The 22,853-nt window shown below is 53.2% G+C and carries 20 protein-coding genes; 12 read left to right on the top strand and 8 right to left on the bottom strand.

The genetic code is table 11. The annotated features are described in order from the left end of the window. Window positions 1–160: 160 nt before the first annotated feature. The 4 genes from GJJ30_RS05170 to GJJ30_RS05185 all read right to left on the bottom strand — a co-directional run bounded on the left by GJJ30_RS05170 (window position 161) and on the right by GJJ30_RS05185 (window position 7,027). On the bottom strand, window positions 161–1,297 hold the full coding sequence (locus tag GJJ30_RS05170) for an efflux RND transporter periplasmic adaptor subunit (RefSeq protein WP_154173864.1): 1,137 nt from the start codon (window positions 1,295–1,297) through the stop codon (window positions 161–163). Next, window positions 1,294–4,521, bottom strand: coding sequence for an efflux RND transporter permease subunit (locus GJJ30_RS05175; protein ID WP_154173866.1), 3,228 nt, complete (start codon window positions 4,519–4,521; stop codon window positions 1,294–1,296). The genes GJJ30_RS05170 and GJJ30_RS05175 overlap by 4 nt, the downstream gene beginning before the upstream one ends. Before the next feature lie 128 nt (window positions 4,522–4,649). Next, the gene (locus GJJ30_RS05180; protein ID WP_229312972.1) at window positions 4,650–6,098 is read right to left on the bottom strand and encodes a TolC family protein; all 1,449 of its coding nucleotides are present in this window, start codon (window positions 6,096–6,098) and stop codon (window positions 4,650–4,652) included. 335 nt (window positions 6,099–6,433) lie between these two features. After that, window positions 6,434–7,027: a Crp/Fnr family transcriptional regulator gene (locus GJJ30_RS05185; protein WP_154173868.1), complete on the bottom strand. Its 594-nt coding sequence runs from the start codon at window positions 7,025–7,027 to the stop codon at window positions 6,434–6,436. A 218-nt stretch (window positions 7,028–7,245) separates the two neighbouring features. On the opposite strand from GJJ30_RS05185, the gene GJJ30_RS05190 reads away from it, so the two are divergent. The 3 genes from GJJ30_RS05190 (at window position 7,246) to GJJ30_RS05200 (ending at window position 9,880) form a co-directional block, all read left to right on the top strand. Next, the gene (locus GJJ30_RS05190) at window positions 7,246–7,662 is read left to right on the top strand and encodes an OsmC family protein (RefSeq protein WP_154173870.1); all 417 of its coding nucleotides are present in this window, start codon (window positions 7,246–7,248) and stop codon (window positions 7,660–7,662) included. A gap of 269 nt (window positions 7,663–7,931) precedes the next feature. Continuing rightward, window positions 7,932–8,609: a response regulator transcription factor gene (locus tag GJJ30_RS05195; RefSeq protein WP_154173872.1), complete on the top strand. Its 678-nt coding sequence runs from the start codon at window positions 7,932–7,934 to the stop codon at window positions 8,607–8,609. Continuing rightward, complete coding sequence (locus GJJ30_RS05200; RefSeq protein ID WP_154173874.1) at window positions 8,606–9,880, top strand: sensor histidine kinase; 1,275 nt, start codon at window positions 8,606–8,608, stop codon at window positions 9,878–9,880. The genes GJJ30_RS05195 and GJJ30_RS05200 overlap by 4 nt, the downstream gene beginning before the upstream one ends. Window positions 9,881–9,906: 26 nt before the next feature. On the opposite strand, the gene GJJ30_RS05205 is transcribed toward GJJ30_RS05200, so the two are convergent. Further along, window positions 9,907–10,968: a winged helix DNA-binding domain-containing protein gene (locus tag GJJ30_RS05205; RefSeq protein WP_154173876.1), complete on the bottom strand. Its 1,062-nt coding sequence runs from the start codon at window positions 10,966–10,968 to the stop codon at window positions 9,907–9,909. Between the two features lie 95 nt (window positions 10,969–11,063). Next, on the bottom strand, window positions 11,064–11,591 hold the full coding sequence (locus GJJ30_RS05210; RefSeq protein WP_154173878.1) for a DinB family protein: 528 nt from the start codon (window positions 11,589–11,591) through the stop codon (window positions 11,064–11,066). A gap of 133 nt (window positions 11,592–11,724) precedes the next feature. Between GJJ30_RS05210 and GJJ30_RS05215 the strand changes: the two genes are divergently transcribed. The 3 genes from GJJ30_RS05215 (at window position 11,725) to GJJ30_RS05225 (ending at window position 13,983) form a co-directional block, all read left to right on the top strand. Beyond that, the gene (locus tag GJJ30_RS05215; protein WP_154173880.1) at window positions 11,725–12,606 is read left to right on the top strand and encodes an arylamine N-acetyltransferase family protein; all 882 of its coding nucleotides are present in this window, start codon (window positions 11,725–11,727) and stop codon (window positions 12,604–12,606) included. 94 nt (window positions 12,607–12,700) lie between these two features. Beyond that, window positions 12,701–13,222, top strand: coding sequence for a nuclear transport factor 2 family protein (locus tag GJJ30_RS05220; RefSeq protein WP_229312973.1), 522 nt, complete (start codon window positions 12,701–12,703; stop codon window positions 13,220–13,222). A gap of 122 nt (window positions 13,223–13,344) precedes the next feature. Continuing rightward, complete coding sequence (locus GJJ30_RS05225; RefSeq protein ID WP_154173882.1) at window positions 13,345–13,983, top strand: carbonic anhydrase; 639 nt, start codon at window positions 13,345–13,347, stop codon at window positions 13,981–13,983. Between the two features lie 56 nt (window positions 13,984–14,039). Here GJJ30_RS05225 and GJJ30_RS05230 read toward each other — a convergent pair whose 3' ends face one another. Further along, a complete protein-coding gene (locus tag GJJ30_RS05230) occupies window positions 14,040–14,744 on the bottom strand; it encodes a hypothetical protein (protein WP_154173884.1) in 705 nt (234 codons plus the stop codon). A gap of 1 nt (window position 14,745) precedes the next feature. On the opposite strand from GJJ30_RS05230, the gene GJJ30_RS05235 reads away from it, so the two are divergent. Continuing rightward, window positions 14,746–14,982, top strand: coding sequence for a hypothetical protein (locus GJJ30_RS05235; protein WP_154173886.1), 237 nt, complete (start codon window positions 14,746–14,748; stop codon window positions 14,980–14,982). Window positions 14,983–15,115: 133 nt separating this feature from the next. Next, window positions 15,116–19,348: a hybrid sensor histidine kinase/response regulator gene (locus tag GJJ30_RS05240; protein ID WP_154173888.1), complete on the top strand. Its 4,233-nt coding sequence runs from the start codon at window positions 15,116–15,118 to the stop codon at window positions 19,346–19,348. Here the strand turns inward: GJJ30_RS05240 and GJJ30_RS32285 are convergent. Continuing rightward, a complete protein-coding gene (locus GJJ30_RS32285) occupies window positions 19,318–19,728 on the bottom strand; it encodes a hypothetical protein (RefSeq protein WP_229312974.1) in 411 nt (136 codons plus the stop codon). The genes GJJ30_RS05240 and GJJ30_RS32285 overlap by 31 nt on opposite strands. On the opposite strand from GJJ30_RS32285, the gene GJJ30_RS05245 reads away from it, so the two are divergent. The 4 genes from GJJ30_RS05245 to GJJ30_RS05260 all read left to right on the top strand — a co-directional run bounded on the left by GJJ30_RS05245 (window position 19,706) and on the right by GJJ30_RS05260 (window position 22,851). After that, on the top strand, window positions 19,706–20,326 hold the full coding sequence (locus GJJ30_RS05245) for a ferritin-like domain-containing protein (protein ID WP_229312975.1): 621 nt from the start codon (window positions 19,706–19,708) through the stop codon (window positions 20,324–20,326). The genes GJJ30_RS32285 and GJJ30_RS05245 overlap by 23 nt on opposite strands. 15 nt (window positions 20,327–20,341) lie before the next feature. Further along, complete coding sequence (locus GJJ30_RS05250) at window positions 20,342–21,175, top strand: ferritin-like domain-containing protein (protein ID WP_154173892.1); 834 nt, start codon at window positions 20,342–20,344, stop codon at window positions 21,173–21,175. Between the two features lie 222 nt (window positions 21,176–21,397). After that, window positions 21,398–21,766, top strand: coding sequence for a sugar 3,4-ketoisomerase (locus GJJ30_RS05255; protein ID WP_154173894.1), 369 nt, complete (start codon window positions 21,398–21,400; stop codon window positions 21,764–21,766). After that, on the top strand, window positions 21,763–22,851 hold the full coding sequence (locus GJJ30_RS05260; RefSeq protein WP_154173896.1) for a DegT/DnrJ/EryC1/StrS family aminotransferase: 1,089 nt from the start codon (window positions 21,763–21,765) through the stop codon (window positions 22,849–22,851). The genes GJJ30_RS05255 and GJJ30_RS05260 overlap by 4 nt, the downstream gene beginning before the upstream one ends. Window positions 22,852–22,853 lie beyond the last annotated feature (2 nt).

Consider the following 22,853-nt stretch of genomic DNA (forward strand, 5'->3'; position numbering starts at 1 on the left):
ATTGGTCGCGTGTCGTTCCCATATACATTTTTTTTTTCCTCCCCCCCCCCCCCCCACGCCGAGATTTAGCGGCCGGTTTTTCCTACAAAGATTCCATCCCTACGGGATTTTATCGGCAATAATCAGCTACACGATAGTATAGCCCGGGTTACATTTATAATTATTTCCGCGTTACCGTCTGCCCGTCGCGGATCTCTTCCGAAGCAATCCGGACCACGGGTTCGCCCGCCCGCAAACCGCCGAACACTTCGACCAGGCTGTCAAGCGTGTTGCCTTTTTCGACCGACACCCATTCAGCTTTGTTGTTGTTGACGCGAATCACGAACGTTTTTTCGCTGGAACTCACCACGGCGGTTTTGGGAACAAACAAGGTCGAAGCCGTTCGTTCGACGGGCAACTGCACCTCGGCGTACATTCCGGATTTCAACTGGTTCGCCCGGTTGTCGAAGTCGAATTCGGCCAGCATCGAGCGATTGGCCTCGACTAAACTCTGCGCACTCCGCGCCAGTTTTGCGTTGAACTGCTGCTCCGGAATGGCATTAACGGTAAACGTAACGGCACTTTTGTTGGCCAGTTGATTCGCAAAGGTTTCCGGAATCGCCACCGTTAACCGCAAGGTCCGGCTGTCTTCCAGCACAAACAGCGGTTTGGCGTTGCTGTCGCCTGCACCCACCAGCGCCCCCGAACTCACGTTCCGTTCCGTGATGACCCCGTCGAAAGGCGCCGTGATGGTCAGGTACTGCCGCAGTTCCTTCTTGGTCTGGAAATTGGAGCGACCCGCCTGGATGTTACCCGTTGCCACGGCCACTGTGGCGCTGTCGGCCTGCATGCGGGCCTGCGCCTGATCCAGTTCGTGCAACGAAACCGCTCCTTCCACTTTACTGGTTTGTAGTAAGCGGTTATAGGTCAGCCGACTGGCGCGAAACCGGGCGGTATGTTCGATCAGCGTGGCTTCCTGCGCCTGCATCTGGGCCTGGGCCTGGCTCAATTCCGACAACACTTCCGGCGCGTCGAGTACGGCCAGCACCTGACCTTTCCGCACCGATGAACCCCGGTCGACCCGCACATCGCGGACAAATCCTTTCACTTTGGCGTACAGACTGACCCGGTTCCAGGGTTTCAGTTCGCCCGGCAGCGTGATCTGTTTGCTGGGCCGCATCGTCTGCACTTCAGCGATGGAAATTTTCTGAACCTCTGGCTCTTTAACGGTTTTTTTCTCTTCACTGGAGGCCGAGGTGCAGGCCGCCATTCCGGCTGCGGCAACGACGGGCCAAACGACTTTCAAAAGCGGTTTCATACGACGGCACGAAGGGGTTGATTGTAAAATTTGCTTTCCGGATCTTCCGGATCAAGGGAGACCGACTGCACCGAAGCTTTGGTCTGAAACTGGGTAAATACGCAGGGCAGAATCAGTAAAGCGGCCAGCGTGGAGGCAATCAGCCCGCCAATAACCGCCTGGCCGAGCGGAGCAATCTGGTCGCCCCCTTCACCCATGCCCGATGCCATCGGTACCATCCCGGCAATCATGGCGATACTGGTCATCAGAATCGGACGAATCCGGCTGTTGGCTGCCAGCACCACGGCTTTGCGCGTGTCGCCGATTTCCAGCCGCAAATTCTCGGCGTTCGTGACCATCAGAATCGCATTGGCTACCGATACCCCGACGGACATGATCAGTCCCATGTACGATTGCAGGTTCAGCGTGGCTCCACAAGCCAGCAGCATCAGCAGCGACCCGGCAATTACAGCCGGGATAGCCGCCAGAATCACCAGCGATAGCTTAAATGACTGGTAATTAGCGGCCAGCAGGAGGAAGATGATCACGATGGCGACCATCAAACCGGTTTGCAAACTGCTCAATGTATCGGTCAGCAGGTTGGTTTGTCCGCCCAGTTCGACCAGAACCCCACGGGGTGGATCGCCCGCGTCTTTGATCGCTTTTTCAACGGCTTTCCGCGCCGATCCCAAATCTTTTTTCTGCAGGTTCGCCGTGATCGTTACCAGGCGGTTGGGGCCGGCGCGATCGTATTCACCCGGCGCGGTGCTTTCCGAAAACGTGGCCACGTCCGACAACAGCGGCCGCATTTCGCCACTTCGCAACGGAATGTTACCAATATCGCTGGCGCTGCTCATTTTGTATTCCGGAATCTGGACCTGCACCTGATACGCCAGGCCTTTCGACTCATCGAGCCAGAGGTTTTTGTCCGTAAACCGGCTGGACGAGGTAGCCGCCACCATCGAGCGGGCGACCTGCGTGGACGTAACGCCCAGTTGCCCGGCCCGTTCGCGGTTCATCGTCACGTTCAGAATCGGGTACGCCAGTGGCTGCGCAATCTGGACGTCGCGGAGGAAGTCAATTTTCGTCATTTCCGACCGAATCTTGTTGGCAAACCGCCCGGCTTCGTTCAGGTCTTTGGCGGCCACCGTTACCTCAATCGGCGTCGACGCGCCCTGACTCATAATTTTTTCGGTCAACTCGATCGGTTCGAACGAAATGCTGGCCGTCGGCAGGGCTTTGGCAATGCGCTCCCGCAGTTCTTCCTTCAGGTCATCCATTTTTACGTGATGTTCTTCGTTGAGCGACACCTGCAAAACCGCTTCGTGTGGGCCGCTGTTGAAGACGAAAATGTTGGAAGTTCCGTAGCTTGAGGGCACCGTGCCGACGTAAGCCGACGAGATTTCGACGTTCTCTGCACCCACCGATTCTTTGATAATATCCAGCACTTTCAGCGTAGCGGTTTCGGTGCGTTCGACCCGCGTCCCGTCGGGAATTCGCAGGCGCATCTGGAACTGGTGGCTGTTGCCGTGCGGCAGGATATCCGTTCCGATAACCATGAAACAGACGACGATAATCGCCAGGCTACCAATCAGATAACCGCCAACGACCAAACCGCGCCTGTTCAGGATTTTTTCGAGTGCGTTGGAATACCGCTGTTTGAACTTGTCAAAACCGGTCGGATTTTTGGCCGGATGAGCCGCTTCGTCCAGAATCGCGTGACGCTCGTTGGCATCCAGCGCCAGCGTTGGTGCTTCGTGTTCAGGATGGCTTTTCAACAGCCAGTTGGCCAAAACCGGTACGAACGTCTGCGAAAGCAGAAATGACGCAATCATGGCAAAACCGACCGAGAGCGACAGCGGGAGGAACATGGAACGCGGCACCCCGCTCATGACAAAAGCCGGGGCAAAAACCGCCAGAATAGCCAGCAAAATCAGGAATTCCGGGAAAACGATTTCCTTACAGGCATCCCAGATCGCAACGGCTTTCGGTTTGCCCATTTCCAGGTGCTGGTGAATATTTTCAATCGTCACCGTCGCCTGATCGACCAGAATCCCGATGGCCAGCGCCAGTCCCGACAGCGTCATGATGTTGATGGTTTGCCCGCAGAGATTCAGCATGATCACCGCCGACAGAATCGAAATCGGGATCGTCGTGACCACGATGATCACGCTGCGCCAGTCGCGCAGGAAAAGTAGCACCATCAAACCGGTCAAAACCGCTCCCAGAATCCCTTCCGTCACCAGACTTTTCAGGGCGTTGGTCACGTACACCGACTGGTCGAATTCGTACGAAATCTTGACGTCTTCGGGCACGGCGGCCCGCAGTTCGGGCAGGGCTTTGCGGATGTTGTTCACGACATCGAGCGTCGAAGCATCCGATTTTTTGACAACCGGAATATAAACCGCCCGCCGTCCGTTGACGAGCGCGTAACTGACCGTCACGTCGGCGCCGTCTTCCACGGTTCCAATATCCCGCACAAAAACCGTCGGTCCGGCACCCACACGAATTGGGATGTTCAGGAAGTCTTCCGGTTTTTTGACCAGCGAGTTCACCGGCGTCATCAGGGCCTTGTCGCCGATGCGGATGTTTCCGGCGGGCGACGGCTGATTGTTGATCACAATCGACTTGATGACTTCTTCGGGCGTCAACTGGTAACTGCGCACCAGTTGCGGGTTTACCTTGATAAGAACCGTCCGCTGGTTTCCCCCGAACGGCGGAGGGCTCGAAACGCCCGGAATCCGGGAAAACATCGGCCGCACCCGCGACGACGCAAAGTCCTGAATTTCGTTCAGCGAACGGCTCTGGCTTTCGAACACCAACTGCCCCACCGGCACCGAACTGGCATCAAACCGCACCACCTGGGGCGGCACGGTTCCCTCCGGCATGTAAGCCTTGGCGCGGGAAACGTTGTTGGCAACTTCAGCCGCGGCCTGCGCCATGTCGGTACCGGGATAAAACGAAAGTTTAATGAGCGATAAACCCTGGATGGTTTTCACGTCGATGTCGCGAATCCCGGAAACGTACAGAAAGTGATCCTGATAACGGGTGGCGATAAAACCGTCCATCTGGTCGGGCGCCATCCCTCCGTAGGGCTGCACCACGTAAATCGTCGGTAAGTCGAGGTTCGGGAAAATGTCGACCGGAATGGTAAACAGTGACATCACCGAAAAGAACAGAATACCGACCACCAGCACCAGCACCGAGATGGGTTTCCGCAGCGCGGAACGAATGATTTGATACATAATCTTACGGTTTTCAGTTTTCGGTTTTCAGTTTTCGGTGGCTGACGCATTCTAGCTAACGCTTAGCATAAATCTGCTCAGAAAGCGCGCGTCAGCTACCGAAAACGGTAAACCGAAAACCGTATACTTTATTTAATCTGGTTCATAAACAGCGATAAATCTCCTTCGGCAGCGGCTTTCAGGAGCAGAAACCGCCAGACGTTGCTGGTGGCGACGTAGCCATCGGTTTCGGCCCGGTTGAGGGTGACGAAGCTTTGCAGGAGCGTGGGTAAATCGGCCAGACCGTTCTGGTAACGGGCCTGGGCCTGGTTGTAAGCCTGCCGGGCCGCGCGAAGCTGGACGGGGGCCTGACGCGCCTGTTCCAGCCCGAGCCCGAGCTGCGTTTCGGCTTCCCGGTTTTGCCGGGTGATGCGCAACTGCTGGTCGTTGTACAGCTGCCGGAATCGTTCGACCTGAAATTGTTCCGCGCGGTAATCCTGTTTGACCCGCAGCGTATTGGTCAGGTTCCAGCGGGCTACCACGCCGAACAGGTAGTTATAGGCCTGATAACCAAGCCCCCGGTTAAAATCCATTTTGAACGTTTCGTCGGCATTGGTGAACCCGGAACCCCGCGCCCAGCCCGCTCCGACGAGCGAAATAGACGGTAGCATGGAGCGTTGCAGCGCCACGGTTCGGGCGGACGACAGATTGATCTGGGATTGGAAAAACCGCAGAACCGGGTTTTTCGGCGAAATCGAATCCGACTGAAAATTGGTTTGGGGTAGCGTGGTGTAAAACCGCATGCTATCGACGCGGATGCCGGACTGTACCTGACCGATCAATTCCGATAACCGCAACCGCTGGACCTGCTCGCGCTGTTCGCTTTCCAGCAATTGCAGCCGGGCGCGGACGGCTTCGGCGGTCGCGAGCGAGCTATCGACACCCGCGCGCATGCCCGACCGGACACCCGCATCAACCACGTTTTTGAACGTCTGTGCCCGTTGCAGGTTGGCGCGCTGCACATCCACCAGTTTCTGGTTGACCAGCAGCGTCAGGTACGCGTCGACAATCCGGATCTGGTGCTGAAACAGCTCGTTTTCGTAATCGATCTGCGAGCGATGGAGGTCGGCTTCGGCCACTTTCACGTTGGCTTTTACCCGCCCGAAATTGACGACCCGCCAGTCGATGACGGCGCTGAGAAAACTACCGGTCGTACCCTGATAAATGTTATCGGGGCGAATACCGCCGGAGGTCGAAATGGACGTTCCTTCGTTTGGAAAAAACGAGCCGTTCAGGGCGTTGCTGGTGGCGTAGGTGTACTGATCCTGCACAATCATGCTGGGCAGAAACTCGGTCCGGCTGGATTGTATCCGTTTTTCCGCACTCCGGATTTCGGCTTGTTTGGATTTCAGAAACGGATACGCCTGGGTGCCCTGTTCGATGGCCTGCGACAGACTCAGGGTTTGTGCCTGTCCGACGCCAGACCCCAGCAGCAGCAGTAGGGCTAATTTTGCCCCCCACCCCCTGAAGGGGGCTTTCAACATTCGAATAAAGCCCCCTTCAGGGGGTGGGGGGCAGAAGAAAATGGTCTGTTTCATTGGCAACTAGCTTAGCGGTTATGGTAACAAAACCGTGACAAGTGCCTGCAAAACAAACGGTCAATTCTGGAAACATTTGGGAAGAGAGGAAGTAGAATTGTTGTTTCGCGGAGTCAACAGGAGGTACGCGGAGAACATCTCTGGTAAACTCTGATTTTCTCCGCTTAAGAGACTGTCTACAATTCAGATTTTCCCTTTCATCGGTCTGCCCCCAACCCCCTAAAGGGAGCTTTAATAGGCATTTCAAAGCCCCCTTTAGGGGGTTGGGGGCAAAGTGGAAAAGGAAAATTATAAATTGTAGACAGTCTCTAACGCTGCGAAATAATTTTTTGGATTCAGCGACGCGCTACCTGCGCCCGGATGCGGCTGAGTGACGGGCCTTTGATGCCCAGATACGACGAAATATGCCCCAGCGATACCCGGTTCAGAATATCCGGGAAGTTGTTGAGCAAATCGACGTAGCGCTCTTCGGCGGTTTGGGTCAGCAGGCTTTCAGAGCGCATCTGATTGAACATGAAGTAATTCTCAGCCAGCAACCGGCCAAACCGCTCCCAGCCGTGCGACTGCGCGAACAATTGCTGCAGATGGTCGCGGTCGATCACCAGCAACTCGGCATCTTCCAGCGCTTCGATCAGGTAGGGGCAGGTAGTTTGTGTGACCAATCCTTTGAGCGAGGTCAGGAATGCGTGTTCGGGGATAAAATAGACATTGTGTTCCAGTTCGGTTTTCGGATCGATGTAATACACCCGAAAAAGTCCTTTCAGAATAAATCCAACCTGCCGACAGACCGAATTCCGGAAGTTGAAGTAATCGTGTTTTGGCATGGCCCGAATGTGCCAGAACGCATCGCCCAATTGCAGATCCGCTTCGGAAAGCTGGGCAAACTGTTGCAAATGATCGTGTAAAACCGTGTGTTTTGTCGAATCCATTTTAAATCGAATGTTGCCCTTAAATCCCCTTTAGCGGATTTTCTTATGGGATTTGAAAGTCCCCTTCAGGGGATTTAGGGGCAACGTTTTTAGGGGCAAATGAAAAATTTTTCAGCGCGCCCGGCGCTTTTTAACATAGGTGAAAAATTAGCCTAAAACCGCCCGCTACCTTTGATCCATCAAAAAACAAATCACAAACACCTTCAATAAAGTTCACCATGAAAATTACACGCAAAGCTTCAGCACACTGGGCCGGAACCGGCAAGGATGGAAAAGGAACCCTGACAACCGCCAGCACGGTTTTGAACCAGACGCAATATTCGTTCAACACCCGGTTTGCCGACGGCATCGGTACCAATCCCGAAGAACTCGTGGCGGCTGCCCACGCGGGCTGTTTTGCCATGCAACTGGCCTTCAACATTCAGCAGGCCGGTTTTGCCGCCGACGCGCTGGACGTTAGCTGCGCCATTACGCTGGAAGAAAGCGGGATTACCAGTTCGAAACTGACGCTGACCGCCAGCGTACCGGGGCTGGATCAGGCCAAATTCGACGAACTTGTCGATCACGCCGAACACAATTGTCCGATCTCGAAGCTGTTCAACACGACGATCAGCGTGGACGCGACGCTGGCGTAAATTAATCAGCCCACGGTTTTCCAGTTGGCCTCCGGTTTAAACCGGGGGCTATTGGTTTGTTTTTGGTAAATTGGCATCCTATGAAACGCCCCTAAATCCCCTAAAGGGGACTTTCAAATCCCGTAAGAAAAAGTCCCCTTTAGGGGATTTAGGGGCGGTAAACGAAAGTCCACTGATAGATGGTAATAAATTCGGGATGAACAAAACTTCCCAAATCTTTCCAACATTGCCCGATACTTTTGGCGTTTATATAGACGAACGGTGAAACGATGAAAGTACTGGTAGTAGAAGATGAAAAAGGCCTGGCCGAAAGCATCAGCGACTATATGAACAAGGAGGGGTATATTTGCGAAACAGCGGCCACGTTTCGGGAAGCTGACGAGCGGATTTACCTTTACGATTACGATTGTGTGATCGTGGACCTGACGCTGCCCGACGGCAACGGTTTTCAGTTGATCGAAACGCTGAAAAAGCTGCTGGCGACCACCGGCGTCATCATCATTTCGGCCCGTAACGCGCTGGAAGACAAGATCCGGGGGCTGGAAATCGGCTCGGACGATTACCTGACCAAACCGTTCCACCTCTCGGAACTGAACGCCCGGGTGAAATCGCTGATCCGACGGCGGAATTTTGGGGGGCATACCGAAATCCGGTTTCGGGAAATCCGGGTCAATCCGGCGTCGCGGAAGGTGTATGTCAACGGTCAACTGACAATTATTTCCCGGAAAGAATACGATTTACTGCTGTATTTTCTGTCGAATATTGACGTGGTGCTGACCAAAGTTTCCATCGCCGAGCATTTGTGGGGCGACAACATCGACTCGGCGGATTCGCTGGATATGGTGTATTCACACATCAAAAACCTGCGCCGGAAACTACTGGAAAAAGGCGGTTCGGATTATGTGCGCTCGGTGTACGGAATTGGTTACAAATTTGGAGAATCTTGAAACTTCTCGCCAAAACCAATCAAATTTATCTGGCCTTTTCGCTGGCCATTTACCTCTTCGCCGGGCTGGCCTTTTACCAGGTGGTCCGGATTCTGATTTACCGGGAAGTGGAAAGCCGTCTGAGGGTCGAACGGCTTGATTTTGAAGCCTATATCCGTCTGCACAAAGTCTGGTCGGACAGCACCTATTTCGTCGAAAACAAGATTGACGTTGACCCGGTCAGTGCTCATGCACCGCAAACGGAGTCGTTTACGGACACGCTGATCCGCAATCGCTACGACAACGAGCTGATGCCATTTCGGCAGTTCACATTTTACGTACCCATTCAGGGCGTCACGCACCGGGTTTCGATCCGGAAATCGCTGATTCAATCCTACCAGCTCATGGAGGTCATTACGGCAACGATGGTGGTTTGTCTGGGCTTATTGTTGCTGGGCACCTTCTGGTTTCAGGGCAAATTGTCGGGGCGGCTCTGGCATCCATTTTACGAAACGCTGTCGCGCATCAAGCGGTTTAATCTGGCGAGTGCGACGCCCCTGCAACTCGACAAACCGGAAATCAATGAGTTTCGGGAACTGAACGAGGTGTTGCGGAAAATGGGCGACAAAATGCAGCAGGATTACCGCAGCCTGAAAGAATTTACCGAAAATGCGTCCCACGAAATTCAGACCCCGCTGGCGTTGATCAACGCGAAAGTTGAGCAACTGATTCAGTCGGAAAAACTGACCGAAACGCAGGGCCGCTGGATCGAAGATATTTACCAGGCTTCCCGGCGCATGGCCCGGCTGAATCAGGGATTGCTGTTGCTGGCGAAGATTGAAAATCAGCAGTTTACCGCTAACCACACAATTGATCTGACGGTTTTGCTGTCCGAAAAACTGGACGACATGGAGGAGGTGCTGATTCACAAGCAGATTGCCGTGGAGATTTCCCAATCGATGCCGTTTGAAGTCCAGCTTCCGCCGTCGCTGGCCGACAGCCTCGTGACGAATCTGGTGAATAATGCCATCAAACACAACCACGCGAACGGGCGGCTGGAACTGGCGTCGGATGGTGAAAAATTGTGGCTGGGCAATACCGGCAGTGCCCTGGTTTCGTCGCCCGAGCGGTTATTCGAACGCTTCAAAAAGGAAGGTTCCAGCTCGGATTCCGTGGGGTTAGGGCTGGCGATTATCAAGGAAATCTGCGACAACTACGGCTTGCAGGTTCAGTATCAGGAAACCAGCGGCTGGCACCGGTTTTGCATTTCCCGAAAACCGGAAACGGAGTAGGAGGGAATTGGGTTGAGAACCAGATCTCACGCCATCCCCAAAAAACGCACGTAGCGGTTTTTGGCCTCGGTCAGTGCCTGATGCTGCCCGTCGCTGAGGGGTGCAAACAGCCGGGTTTCAATTAAAACCGCAGTCTTTTTCAAGGTCCGTTTCCAGGTGCCGACGATCTGGCCATCGACAACAATTACCGGACTGAAAATGCCGTTCCCGGTGGCGGTGATTTGCTCGGGACTCAATCCGTCGAACGGGGCGCTGCGGTCTTTGTAGGCAACCAGGTACTCGTCATAAACCGGTAACAGATACGCCGTCGTCCCGGCCTTTTTCGGCACTGAAATCGACGGCATCCAGTACGTCTGCCCGTCGACGACTTCCAACACCAAACCGGACTTGATCAGTTCCAGGCCAGCCCGGGCCTCGGTCAGCGTCAGGCTCGACCACCAGCTAAAATCCGCTACTGTGGCCGGGCCGTGGCTGGTAAAATACCGCCTGGTGAATTCGGCCAAGGCTTCGTCGCGCAACAGACTTTTGGTTTTGGGAACCCATTCGTCGAGCAACGCAAATGTAAATTCGTTTTGGCTGCGGCCACTGTGGCAGATCAGGCGGTCGTAGGAAGCGCGACCGAGCAGAATTCCCAGGCGGTTTTCGTCCGTCGGAATCCCGGCTTCCTGCAACCGGATTTTCAGTTCGCTGCGTTTTAGTTGTTTCTCACCTTCCAGCGCTTTCGTCAGCACGCCGTAGCATTTCGTAATCGCGGTTTCGTCCAGTTCGTTTCGGCGCCAATAATTGGCGTAGAGCGCCTGCGACCGGGGATGCAGCAATTCGAGAATCCAGTGAATATCGGCAGCCCCCACGAAATGCAGCGTGCCGCGCATCGGCCAGGTGCGGATCACGGTTCGGTCGGCAATCGACTGCTCGATATCCACCTCCGTTAAACCGGGCAGCCGGTTGCCAATGGCCCATTTCCCGGCGGCATAATCCTGTGCCTGAACCGCCCCGAACCAGGATACCACCTCGCCGGGTGTCGTCAGGGTTTGTTGCGTCAGTTGCTGATTATGCAGCCGGTACGTGCTGATTTCGTTATTTGTCATACTTAAAAGATCCAGAAATGCCGCTGTCAGGGTCTCCGACCGCTGTCAGGGCTACAAATTGTCTCTATTCTCTTGTCTATCCTCTCTAATCTATTTCAACTCATCAAAAAATAAAAACTATAATCCGTCATCGGGGCGTCGGTCAGGCCCACATTCCGGCCGATGGTCACGACTTGCCCCCGGTGGTAGCTGCTGTGGTTCAGGCAATGCTGGAGAAATTCGATCCGCGAACGAACCCCTTCGACCCAGGGCGTCGTCAGCACAACTTCCTGCTGCCAGTCCGAGTCGGTGAGCGACTGAACATAATCCGCCAGTTCCGCCGATTGGTCCACAATTCCCTCAAAAACGTCCTCGACGGTACCGTCAAATCCCAGCAGCCGGAACGAAGGCGGGGGCGGAACTTGTTGCAATACCGAAACCCAGAACCGTTGCGTATCCCAGATATGCACCAGCGTTTCTTTCAGACTCGGAAAACTCGAAGGTACGGTTTTCTCCATTAGGTCAACCGGTTTTGTTTTCAGCCACTCGACCAGCTTTTGGTTGGCCCATTGATTGTAAATGGCCAAATCGGTCAGAAAGGATGCCAGCGTCAGTTCGGTTTTTTCTGCAATTGCGTGTGCCATGATGAGGTTGTTTTTGTGTAATCAAATTTACAACCGACCTGTGACAGCCCTATGTCAGCAGCCAAAACCGCCTGTGCGAATATGTGAAAAATTTCCCCGTTCTTTTTTTCATCCCATCTCTACCTTTGTACGCATGAACGCAACTACTGATCAGGAAACAGAACCGGTTCCGATAACGCCGGAAATCGATTTAGACGCTTACTTTCAGCGCATTGGCTATGCCGGGGAGCGTACGCCAACACTCGAAACGCTGCGGACGATTCAACGCCTGCACGTCGCAACCATTCCGTTCGAAAACCTCAATCCGTTGCTGGGAATTCCGGTGTTGCTCGATAGCGACGCGTTGCAGCGGAAAATGATCCACGGCGGTCGGGGCGGTTATTGTTTCGAACAAAACCGGCTGATGAGTTTCGTTTTGCAGGCACTCGGTTTTCGGGTGCGGGGGCTGGCCGCCCGCGTCCTCTGGAACGTTCCCGAAGGCGAAACCAAACCCATTACCCACCAGGTGCTGCGGGTGGAAGTGGGGGAGGAGTCGTACCTGGTCGATGTCGGTTTCGGTGGTTTGTCGCCGACGGGGCCGCTTCTGCTGGAATTGAATACCGTGCAGACAACGCCCCACGAACCTTTCCGGCTGATCGAGCCGGACGACGAACTGGTGCTTCAGGCGTATGTCAAAGAAGGCTGGAAGTCGCTGTACCGCTTTACGTTGCGGGAATTTCTGTTGCCCGATTATCAGGTCTTTAGCTGGTATTTGTGTACGCATCCAACTTCTTATTTTACCAGCAGCCTGGCCGTTGCCCGAACCATCCCCGATCGTCGGTACGGCCTTCGCAACACCCTGCTGACAACGCACCGGCTCGGTGGCGAATCCGAGCAGCGGGAACTGACCAGCGTGGCCGAATTCCGCACCGTTCTTGAAGAGATTTTTCTACTGACGCTGCCCGAAACACCCCAACTCGCTATCGAGCTGCAACGGCTGATCGACGAAGCTGCAGCCGCAAAAAGAACCGCCTGATGCTTCCCGGTTTTCTGTCGTGAAATGGTAAGTGGTTGTCGTTTTTTGGTACAGGTTACCCGGTTTCGACCCGGTACTTTTGTCAAAAAACAGAATGAAAACAATCACACTTGCTCTGGTTATGGTCGTCAACAGCTTTGGAATTGCCCCAATCAATCGCACGAAAAAGGCAGAACCGGGCCGCCAGACCGTAACCGGGCAGCAAAAACCAGAAACGATGGAAAAAGGAGCCGCCAAAGTGGTCAGTGATTTTCTGACTGCCGTACAAAAAGGAGATAATGCAACGGTAGCCGCCAGTCTGCACCCGAATATTGAGTGGAATCAGCCGGGCAATAACCGGTTTTCGGGCGCGAAAAAGTCGAGTACGGAAGTTTTTCAGATGGTGGGCGGCATGCTGGAAGTGTCGGCCCATACGCTGGAATTAACCGATGTGAAAGTAACCGCCGTCAACGGCAATACCGTCGCCTGTCTCGTCCACTGGAAAGCCGTGAAGCCTACCGGCCTGGTGCTGGATGTGGACAATATCGACGTTTATACCGTTGAAAACGAGCAGATTGTCAGTGCGAAAGTCTATTCGGCGGATATCACGCAGGAAGATGATTTCTGGCAAAAATAAGCCCGGTGAAGCACTCCGATGAAGAACAATTTGCCCCGATCCTCCAGAAGGTCGGGGCTCTTCCTTTTTGAAAGTAAAAAATAATTTAGCGAACTTGGGCCTTTCACGTTAACATCCTATTCATGAAAATCGAAACCGTATTTCAAAATAACGAGAAATGGATTGCTGACAAGCTGGCCGTTAATGAAAACTACTTCAGCGACCTGTCAAAGGGGCAGCAGCCTGAGTTTCTCTATATTGGCTGTTCCGACAGCCGCGTTACCGCCGAAGATCTGATGGGAATTCAGCCGGGTGAGGCATTTGTTCACCGCAACATTGCCAACCTGGTCAACAACATCGATCTGAATGTAATGTCGGTGGTGAATTATGCCGTTCGGCATTTGAAAGTGAATCACGTGGTGGTGTGCGGCCACTACAATTGTGGGGGCGTAAAAGCGGCCATGCAATCGGTTGATCTGGGGATTCTGAACCCGTGGCTGCGCAATATCCGCGATGTGTATCGGCTGCACAAAGACGAATTAAACGCCATTTCAGACACCGAGCTTCGTTACAAGCGGCTGGTGGAGCTGAACGTGGAGGAGCAATGCATGAACCTGATCAAAACCGCTGCCGTTCAGGAAGCCTACCGCGAGCGGGGCGTGCGCGTCCACGGATGGGTTTTCGATATTGAATCCGGGCGACTGATCGATCTTAAAATCGATTTCGACCAGAAAATGAAGAGCATCCGGGAGATTTATAACCTTTATCCGGCAGAGGAATAAAACCGCTGATTTTTCAAAAACCGGGGTGGTTCAGCGCATGAGCTACCCCGGTTTTTTTATTCCTGAATGCCGTATGGAATCAGCCGGAAGCGGTACCGAATGGTTAAATTTTGCTGAACGCCGTCGGGCAGTGGCCCATCCTGCTGCTCAGGAACCGGGGCGGTCCACACCGACCATTCCGTGGATTGCTGCGGGTGCCGGGGAATATTCAGAATAAAATCGACCGGTTTGTTGTAAACGAAAATCCGCATTTTCCATTTGTTGGCATCCAGGGGCGTTGTGTCCCACGGCAGAATCACAAAATCGCCCTCTTCCCGGATTTGGTCCGGATGCGGCTCGTCCATATCCTGCCCGATGTACTGAAATTCGATGAGCGAATCAATCTTCGCGCCGTTCAGGAATGATTTCGGCAGACGCGCTTCGATACTCAAAACCGCCCGGCGGTCGGAGTAATCGAGCGAATAAGGCTGGTCAGACGTCCAGTTCAGGTACAGAACAAACCAGCCAACCAGCGCCACACCGTCGTAGATCTGGAGATACCGCAGGTAGTTTTCAGCCAGATAATACCGGGCCAGAAACCATACGACGAAAAAGCCGACAAAAGCCGCCAGAAAACCGCCCCAGGTTCCGAGATAAGCCGCGGCCAGACCGCTGTCGCCGTTGAGTCCTCTGTTCGATGCGAAGACGAGGCCGGAAACCAGAAAGAAAAATAAGGGTGCCGTACAAATGCTGGCGACCAGTAGCGTGGCAAATCGTTCCATAATGACTCAAAATAACGGAGGAGCGGACTGTTTTTCAGGCGGAAATCAATACCGGGCCGGATTGGGTAAACAGGAACTCGGAATTGACCAATGGTTCACAGCAGGGTGGCGGCTCACGGCTGCGATCCAAAACATTAAAACCGATTATTTATTTACTTCCCGCACCGCCATTTTCATCGGTAAAATCCTTTCGGTTGAACCCGATAATCCAGCGGTTTTGTACAATAAACAGCGTTAAAAGCGTATTCCAAAAATCACCCGATAAGGCAAAATTTTACGCACGATTTTTGATATAATATTCTAATTACCAGACATAGTTATACTATATTGAGAAAAATTTATTTATTGAAAAAGAATTTAAAGGGCTTATTATGAAACCAGTACACGTCGTTCTATTCTTGTTTTTTTTACTGGTTCTGCCATTTAACGCCCAACCAAATCCAATTCGCTTCAAGCATATTACAACGAACGAGGGGCTTTCACAAAACAACGTAACCTGTATTTTACAGGACAAACGGGGCTTCATGTGGTTTGGCACGCAGGACGGGTTAAACCGGTACGATGGCTATACGTTTACCGTGTACCGCAACGACCCCAAAAACCCCACCAGCCTGAGCCATAATTTTATTCGGTCGCTTTATGAAGACCGGAAAGGACGGTTGTGGGTCGGGAGCGAAGATGGCGGTTTGAGCCTGTTCAACCGGGAAGCCGATAATTTTACCAACTACCAGCGGACGGCCGACAACCTGAATAGCCTGAGTCATAATCAGGTCATGACCATCGTGGAAGACCGGCGGGGTTTTTTGTGGGTAGGTACGTTTGGGGGCGGTTTGAACCGCTTCGATCCAACCACCCGAACGTTCACGCATTTCACCCATGATCCCGCCAAACCCGGCAGTTTAAACGATGATTTTATCCATGATCTGCTGGTGGATACGCAGGGCCGGGTCTGGGCCGCTACCGATGGGGGTGGACTGGATGAGTTTGATGCGACAACCCAGACGTTCCGGCATTTTATCAATAATCCGGCGGATAAAACGTCGCTGAGTTTCAATAGCCTGCGGGCGGTTTTTGAAGATTCACAGCAACGGATCTGGGTGGCTACCGAAGGGGGCGGTTTGAACCTGTTGAATCCCGATCAACGCACGTTTACCCGTTTCCAGAACAACCCGGCCAACCCCAATTCCATCAGCCACAACGACGTCATTTCGCTGGAAGAAGGGCGCGGGGGCAGCCTGTGGATTGGTACTCGCAACGGCGGAATCAACGTTCTGAGCAAAGATCTTACCACGTTTACCCGCTATCCGTACAGCGAAACCAACGGCGAAGGGTTGAATAATGGCTCGATTTACGCCATCCGCCGGGATCGCAAAGGCGATATGTGGATCGGAACGTACAGTGGCGGTATTAATTTTTACGACCGCGAACCCCGCAAATTTGAACTCTACGAAAAGGATAAATATAACCCCAATAGCCTGAGTAACAACAACGTCCTGTCGGTGATCGAAGATGCGCAGGGAACCATCTGGATGGGAACCGACGGCGGTGGGCTTAACCGGCTGGTGCGCCGGACGAATCAATACACCCGGTTTTTGCACAATCCCGAGAATCCGGCCAGCATCGGCAGCGATTTTGTCATGTGCGTTTACGAAGATCGCGACCATACTATCTGGACCGGAAATTACAAAGGCGGCCTCAGTTTATGGAAAAAGGAAACGGGCGGTTTTTACAATTTCGCCCGCAGCGACGGGGCGGATGGCATCAGCCACGAAAGCATCTGTACGATTATTGAAGACCAGGAGGGAAACCTGTGGCTGGGAACGCTCGGGGCGGGCGTCAGCCGCTACAATAAAAAAACCGGGCGGTTTGTCCATTACCGGCCCAATCCAACCGTCGCCGGTTCCATTGCGCACGCGGTGATTCGTTCGTTGTATTGCGACCGGAACGGTATCGTCTGGGTCGGTACGGAAGGCGGTGGTCTCAACCGGTTTGACCGGCAAACCAATACGTTTACGGCTTATCGTTACAACCGGAAACTACCGGGGAGCCTGAGCAATAACTTAGTCAATCGGATTTATGAAGATTCCCACGGCAATTTGTGGGTCGGCACCGACAGCGGCCTGAATCGTTTCAATGCCAAAACTCAGTCCTTCGTTACGTATCTCCAGCAGGACGGATTGCCGAATGACGTGATTCAGGGTATTGTGGAAGATAACCACAACAATCTGTGGATCAGCACCAATAAGGGACTGAGTAAATTCAATCCGCGCACTAAAACTTTCCGGAACTATGGCATTAGCGACGGTTTGCAGGGCAATTCGTTCAACCGGAGGGCGGTTTTTGAAGGCCCGCAGGGGGAAATTTTCTTTGGCGGTACCAACGGCCTGACGACATTTTTCCCCGACAGTTTGCGGGATAATCCAACCATTCCGCCGGTTTTCATCACCGACTTCCAGCTTTTCAACCAACCGGTTGCAATTGGGGCGCCGGATTCTCCGCTGCTGAAAAGCATTAGCGAAACCACCGATATTACGCTGGCCTACTGGCAGTCGATGTTTTCGATGAAGTTTGCGGCCTTGAATTATTCCTTACCGGAAAAAAACCAGTATGCCTACAAGCTGGAAGGGTTTGACCGCAACTGGAATTTCGTCGGCAACAACCGGTCGGCGACCTATACCAATCTCGATCCCGGCGAGTACGTTTTCCGGGTGAAAGCGTCGAATAACGATGGCATCTGGAACGAGCGGGGAACGGCGCTCAGGATCACGATTACTCCGCCTTACTGGAAAACCTGGTGGTTTCGGCTTGGCCTGGTGCTCGTGCTCCTTTTTGGCGCTTACGCCTTCTATCGGTGGCGGGTGAAAGCGATCGAGGCAAAGAAAAATGAGCTGGAAAAAGTCGTGAGCGAACGAACTGCCGAAGTGCTGTACCAGACCGAAGAACTCCAGACGCAGTCGGAACATTTACAGGCGCTTGTCGAGGAAATTCACGAACAGCGCGTTCAGGAGAAACAGGCGCGGGAAGAAGCCGAGAAGGCCAATCAGGCCAAAAGCGTCTTTCTGGCCACGATGAGCCACGAAATCCGGACGCCCATGAACGGCGTGCTGGGCATGACTTACCTGCTTCAGGAAACCGAACTTTCGGAAGAACAGCACGAATACGTCGATACGATTCACCAGTGCGGAACCAACCTGCTGGGCGTTATCAACGACATTCTGGATTTTTCCAAGATTGAGTCCGGCAGTCTGGAACTGGAGTTGCAGGATGTCGACCTGCGGCATTGCATCGAAGACGTGCTGGATTTGTTTGCCGGTAAAGCCGCCGAACTGGAACTGGATCTGGTGTATGAAATCGGGCATCAGGTGCCCACCCAGATTGTCGGCGACAGCCTGCGCCTGCGCCAGATTCTGATCAACCTCGTCGGGAATGCCATCAAGTTTACCCAGCGGGGCGAAGTTTTTGTCAGCATCGGGTTGCAACGGCGGATCAGCGACCAGGAACTGGAGTTGGTTTTTCGGGTGCGGGATACGGGCATCGGGATTGCCAAAGACAAATTGCAGCGGCTTTTCAAGGCGTTCTCCCAAGTCGATTCGTCGATGACCCGGCGGTACGGCGGTACGGGTCTGGGCCTGGCCATCAGCGAGCGGCTGGTCAAACTCATGGGCGGAACGATCGATGTCGATAGTGAGGAAGGCGTGGGGACTAGATTCACGTTTACCATTCAGTGTCACGTCAGTCAGCAGGCCCAGCGGCAGTATATTTATTTCAATTCGGGTGAAAACGACGGAAAGCGGGTTTTGCTGGTCGATGACAATCCCACGAATCTGACCATTCTGAAAGCGCATCTGGAACAGTGGAAACTGGTGGTGGTGGCGGCTTCGTCCGGAAAACAGGCCCTGGCATTGCTGACGCAGGAATTGCCGTTTCAACTGGTGATCACCGACATGCAGATGCCGGAGATCAACGGCGTTCAACTGGCGCGGGCGATTCGCGGGCGGAATTTATTGCTGCCCATCATCCTGTTGAGTTCCATTGGTGAAGAAAGCCGCAAGTCGTATCCCGATCTGTTTTCGTCGGTTTTGACGAAACCCGTCAAGCAGCAGCAGCTTTTTGACGTGGTTCAGAAACAGCTGAAGCAATCGGGCGAACTACCGGCGGTGGTGGCTAAAACCGTGCACCACGCCCTGTCGGAAAGTTTTGCCCAGGAATATCCCCTGCAGATACTGGTAGCAGAAGATTACCCGGCCAATCAGAAACTCGCCCTCAACATTCTGAGTAAACTGGGCTATCAGCCGCACCTGGCCCAGAACGGTGCCGAAGTACTGGAGCTGGTTCAACGCCGGTTTTACGAAGTCATTCTGATGGACGTACAGATGCCGGAAATGAACGGGCTGGAAGCGACGATCTGGATACGGCAGCAAACCGGTCCCCAGCCAACCATCATTGCCATGACCGCCAACGCGATGGCCGACGACCGGGAGGAATGCCTGCGGGCCGGTATGGACGACTACATCGCCAAACCCATTGTGATCGAAGAATTAAAAACCGCCCTGCAGCAGACCGCCCTGGTACGTCAGGCGCAGGCGGCTGCCAGGGATTCCTGAGTCTGTAAACGCCAGCGTGAGTAGTTGAAATCCGGATAAGTCATTGTCCGGATTTTTTCATTAACGCCCCGGTTTTGTCCCGTTCCCTCGATTACTGACCAAATAAAAAATAATTTAAAGTTTCTGAAATCCAAAAATTCGTCTGACTCGTTCGTATGGGTGTCTTGTAAAGAAGATCCTTTTATACACCCTATTAACAAATTTAATTTTCTTATGGAAGAATTAACAAGTACCTCTACCCCGAAAAAAGGCCCGAGCGTACCCGCAATTCCATCTGTTGAACGTCGGATGTTTCTGCGCGCATTAGGGTTAACCACGGTTTCGGCTGCTGCATTTTTGACGGCTTGCCAAAATTCAATGAATGAGATCGCTCCGACCATTTCGGGAGCCCGGATTTCGGCCGATGGTGTTAGTTTTGGTGAAGGTGACTTCGCCATTCTGAATTATGCTTACGCGCTGGAGCAACTGGAAACGGCTTTCTACATGGCCGTTGTCGAAAAGAAAACGTTCGCGGCCGGTAGCAAAGAAGAAATGATCTTCAAAGATATTCACGATCATGAGTTGGTTCACCGGGAATTTTTCAAAGCGGCTATCCCGGCTGACAAGCGTATTGGGGAACTGGAGTTTGACGTGAGCAGCATCGATTTCACCAACCGCCGGGAAGTGTTGAACACCGCCCGCGTGCTGGAAGATACCGGTGTTGCGGCTTACAACGGAGCAGGTCCGCTGATCTCGAAAGCGAATGCCATTTATCTGACGCTGGCCGGAAAAATCGTATCGGTCGAAGCGCGTCACGCTTCCCTGATCAGCTCACTCCTGCAACCGGGTGGTGGTTTATTCGCCGGTGATTATGTAATCGACAACAACGGTCTGGAAAAAATGCTGACGGTGTCGGAAGTACTGAGCAGAGCGGGCAAATACATCAAAACGGCAATCAACCCAGCCTCTCTGCTTGCGCTGGAATCATCCAAAAAATAAACCTCAAGAACGATCATGAATCTCTTCGGAATATTCTCACAAATTGAAAAAGCGGATCCGGAAATCGGTCAGAAAATGGACTTTTCGCGCCGGAAAATGTTAAAAACCACGTCCGTTGCGGCTGCAGCAACGCCCATGTTCTTTGCCGCCATGGTGAACAAGGCGTTTGCGGCCGACGGTTGTGCCGGTGACGCCATTGCCATTGTAAAATACGCGCTGACACTGGAATACCTGGAACGCGATTTCTACCGGGCGGGCCAGTTCAAAGCCGGTCTGGTGCCATCGAGCGCTCGTCCTTACGTCGTTCAGATTGCGAAACACGAAGCCCAACACGTTGATTTGCTGGAAGGCGTTTTAGGCATCAAGCCGAATGCGATGCAGCCTAAATATAACATGGACGTACTGGCTGCTGCCACTGCGAACTTCCCGACGTTCCTGACCTACGCACAGGCGCTGGAAGATACCGGTGTTCGGGCGTACAAAGGACAGGCCGCCTGTTTGCTGGAAGAAGATACGGCAACCTCCCGGACGGTTCTGGCAGTCGCGCTGCGGATTCACTCGGTAGAAGCCCGGCACGCAGCCGCAGTTCGGTACATGCGGGATTTGCGCGTATGGCCGTCAGGTGGTCAAAACGGAATGGAACCAGATCCGAAAATCTACGCCGGTGAAGATCAGGCTTCACAAGGTGGTGCCAATCTGGTTGATTTATTCAACATGATGGAAAACAAGTCAAAACTGTACAGCCCGGATATGGCCGCCCGCAGTGTCTACGAATCGTTTGACGAGCCGCTGACCGCTCAACAGGTTCTGGCCATTGCCGGTCCGTTCTTTGCTTCTACACCGGCATAAACAACAAACCTATCTGTTTGAAAAAGACCGACCTATGTCGGTCTTTTTTTTTGCGGTTCCGAACCGTTTTTTTTACCAGAGTAAAGAAAGCGACCACAAGAAGTATTGATACCGTAAAAACACTTTTGCCCAGACAGTTGTAGTATATCTTGATCATCCAGGTTACATTGATTTTAAAAAGAAAAATTTATAGTTACTTTCACAGCAGTAATTAGCATTTCTATGTCCAAACTAGTACAGCTTACCACTTTTTCTTCTGAAAAAGGAGACCTTACCGTTTTTGAAAAGATATTACCCGGTGAATTAAAAAGAGCCTTTTATATCTATAATGTTGATTCTGTAACCCAACAACGCGCTTTACACGGTCATAGAAAAGAATCGAATGCCCTGATTGCCCTGAACGGAAATTGCCGGATATTTGTCACGAATGGCGTAGAAGAATCGTATTTTCACCTGACCAGGCCCGATGAATGCCTGGTAATTGAACCCGGCGACTGGCATATCATTGACGAATTTTCGAAAGAAACGATCCTGCTGGTGCTTTCCAACGAACACTACGACCCGTCCGATTACTTTTTTGACCGCCCATGATTCCCCACCTCGACCTCAGGCAGGTAAACGAACCGTATTCCGCAGCGCTGCAGGCAGCCGCCGGTCGGGTGCTGGCTTCGGGTTGGTACGTGCTGGGGCGGGAAGTGGAAGCGTTTGAAACCGCTTTTGCGGCTTACTGCGGGGTAAAACACGCCATTGGCGTCGGTAATGGGCTCGATGCACTCAGCCTGATCTTCAAAGCCCTGAATTTTCCGGAAGGCAGCGAAATTATCGTTCCGGCCAATACCTACATTGCAACCATCCTGCCCATCACGGATTTGAAACTGGTACCGGTTCTGGCCGAACCCGACCCGCGCACCTATAACCTGGCGGCCGAACAGATCGAACCGCTGATTACCGAAAAAACCCGGGCCATCGTGGTGGTTCACCTCTACGGCCGGTGTTGTGAGATGGCACCCATTCAGGCACTGGCCTCGAAATACCAGCTGAAAATCGTTGAGGACGCGGCTCAGGCGCATGGCGCGACCTACCAGAACCGGCGGGCCGGTAACCTGTCGGACGGGGCGGCTTTTAGTTTTTACCCGACCAAAAACCTGGGGGCACTGGGCGATGCCGGAGCGGTAGTCACTAACGACGACGAACTGGCGCGTCAGGTGCGGCTGCTCCGTAATTACGGCTCGGAAAAGAAATATATTCACCAGATTCAGGGCCTGAACAGCCGGTTGGATGAGCTGCAGGCGGCTTTTCTGAGCCTTAAACTGCCCCAACTCGATGCCGACAACCAGCGCCGGCAAGCCATCGCGGCCCGGTATCTGGCGGAAATCCGGCACCCGAATCTCATGCTTCCTCCCGACGACGGTATTTTCAACGATGTCTGGCATTTGTTTGTGGTGCGGCACCCGCAGCGGGAAGCGTTCATGAATTACCTGCATCAAAACCGGATCGGAACCGTTATTCATTATCCCGTAGCTCCGCATCAGCAGGAGGCTTATACCGAATACCGTACGCTGGATTTACCGCTGACCGATCAACTGCACCGGGAAGTGTTGAGCCTGCCGCTCAATACCGCCCTGACCGATACCGAGGTGGACTATATTATCGAAACTATCAATCAAGCTCCGTAGAG

This window comes from Larkinella terrae (assembly GCF_009668025.1).
In the GTDB taxonomy this organism is placed as follows: Bacteria; Bacteroidota; Bacteroidia; order Cytophagales; family Spirosomataceae; genus Larkinella; species Larkinella terrae.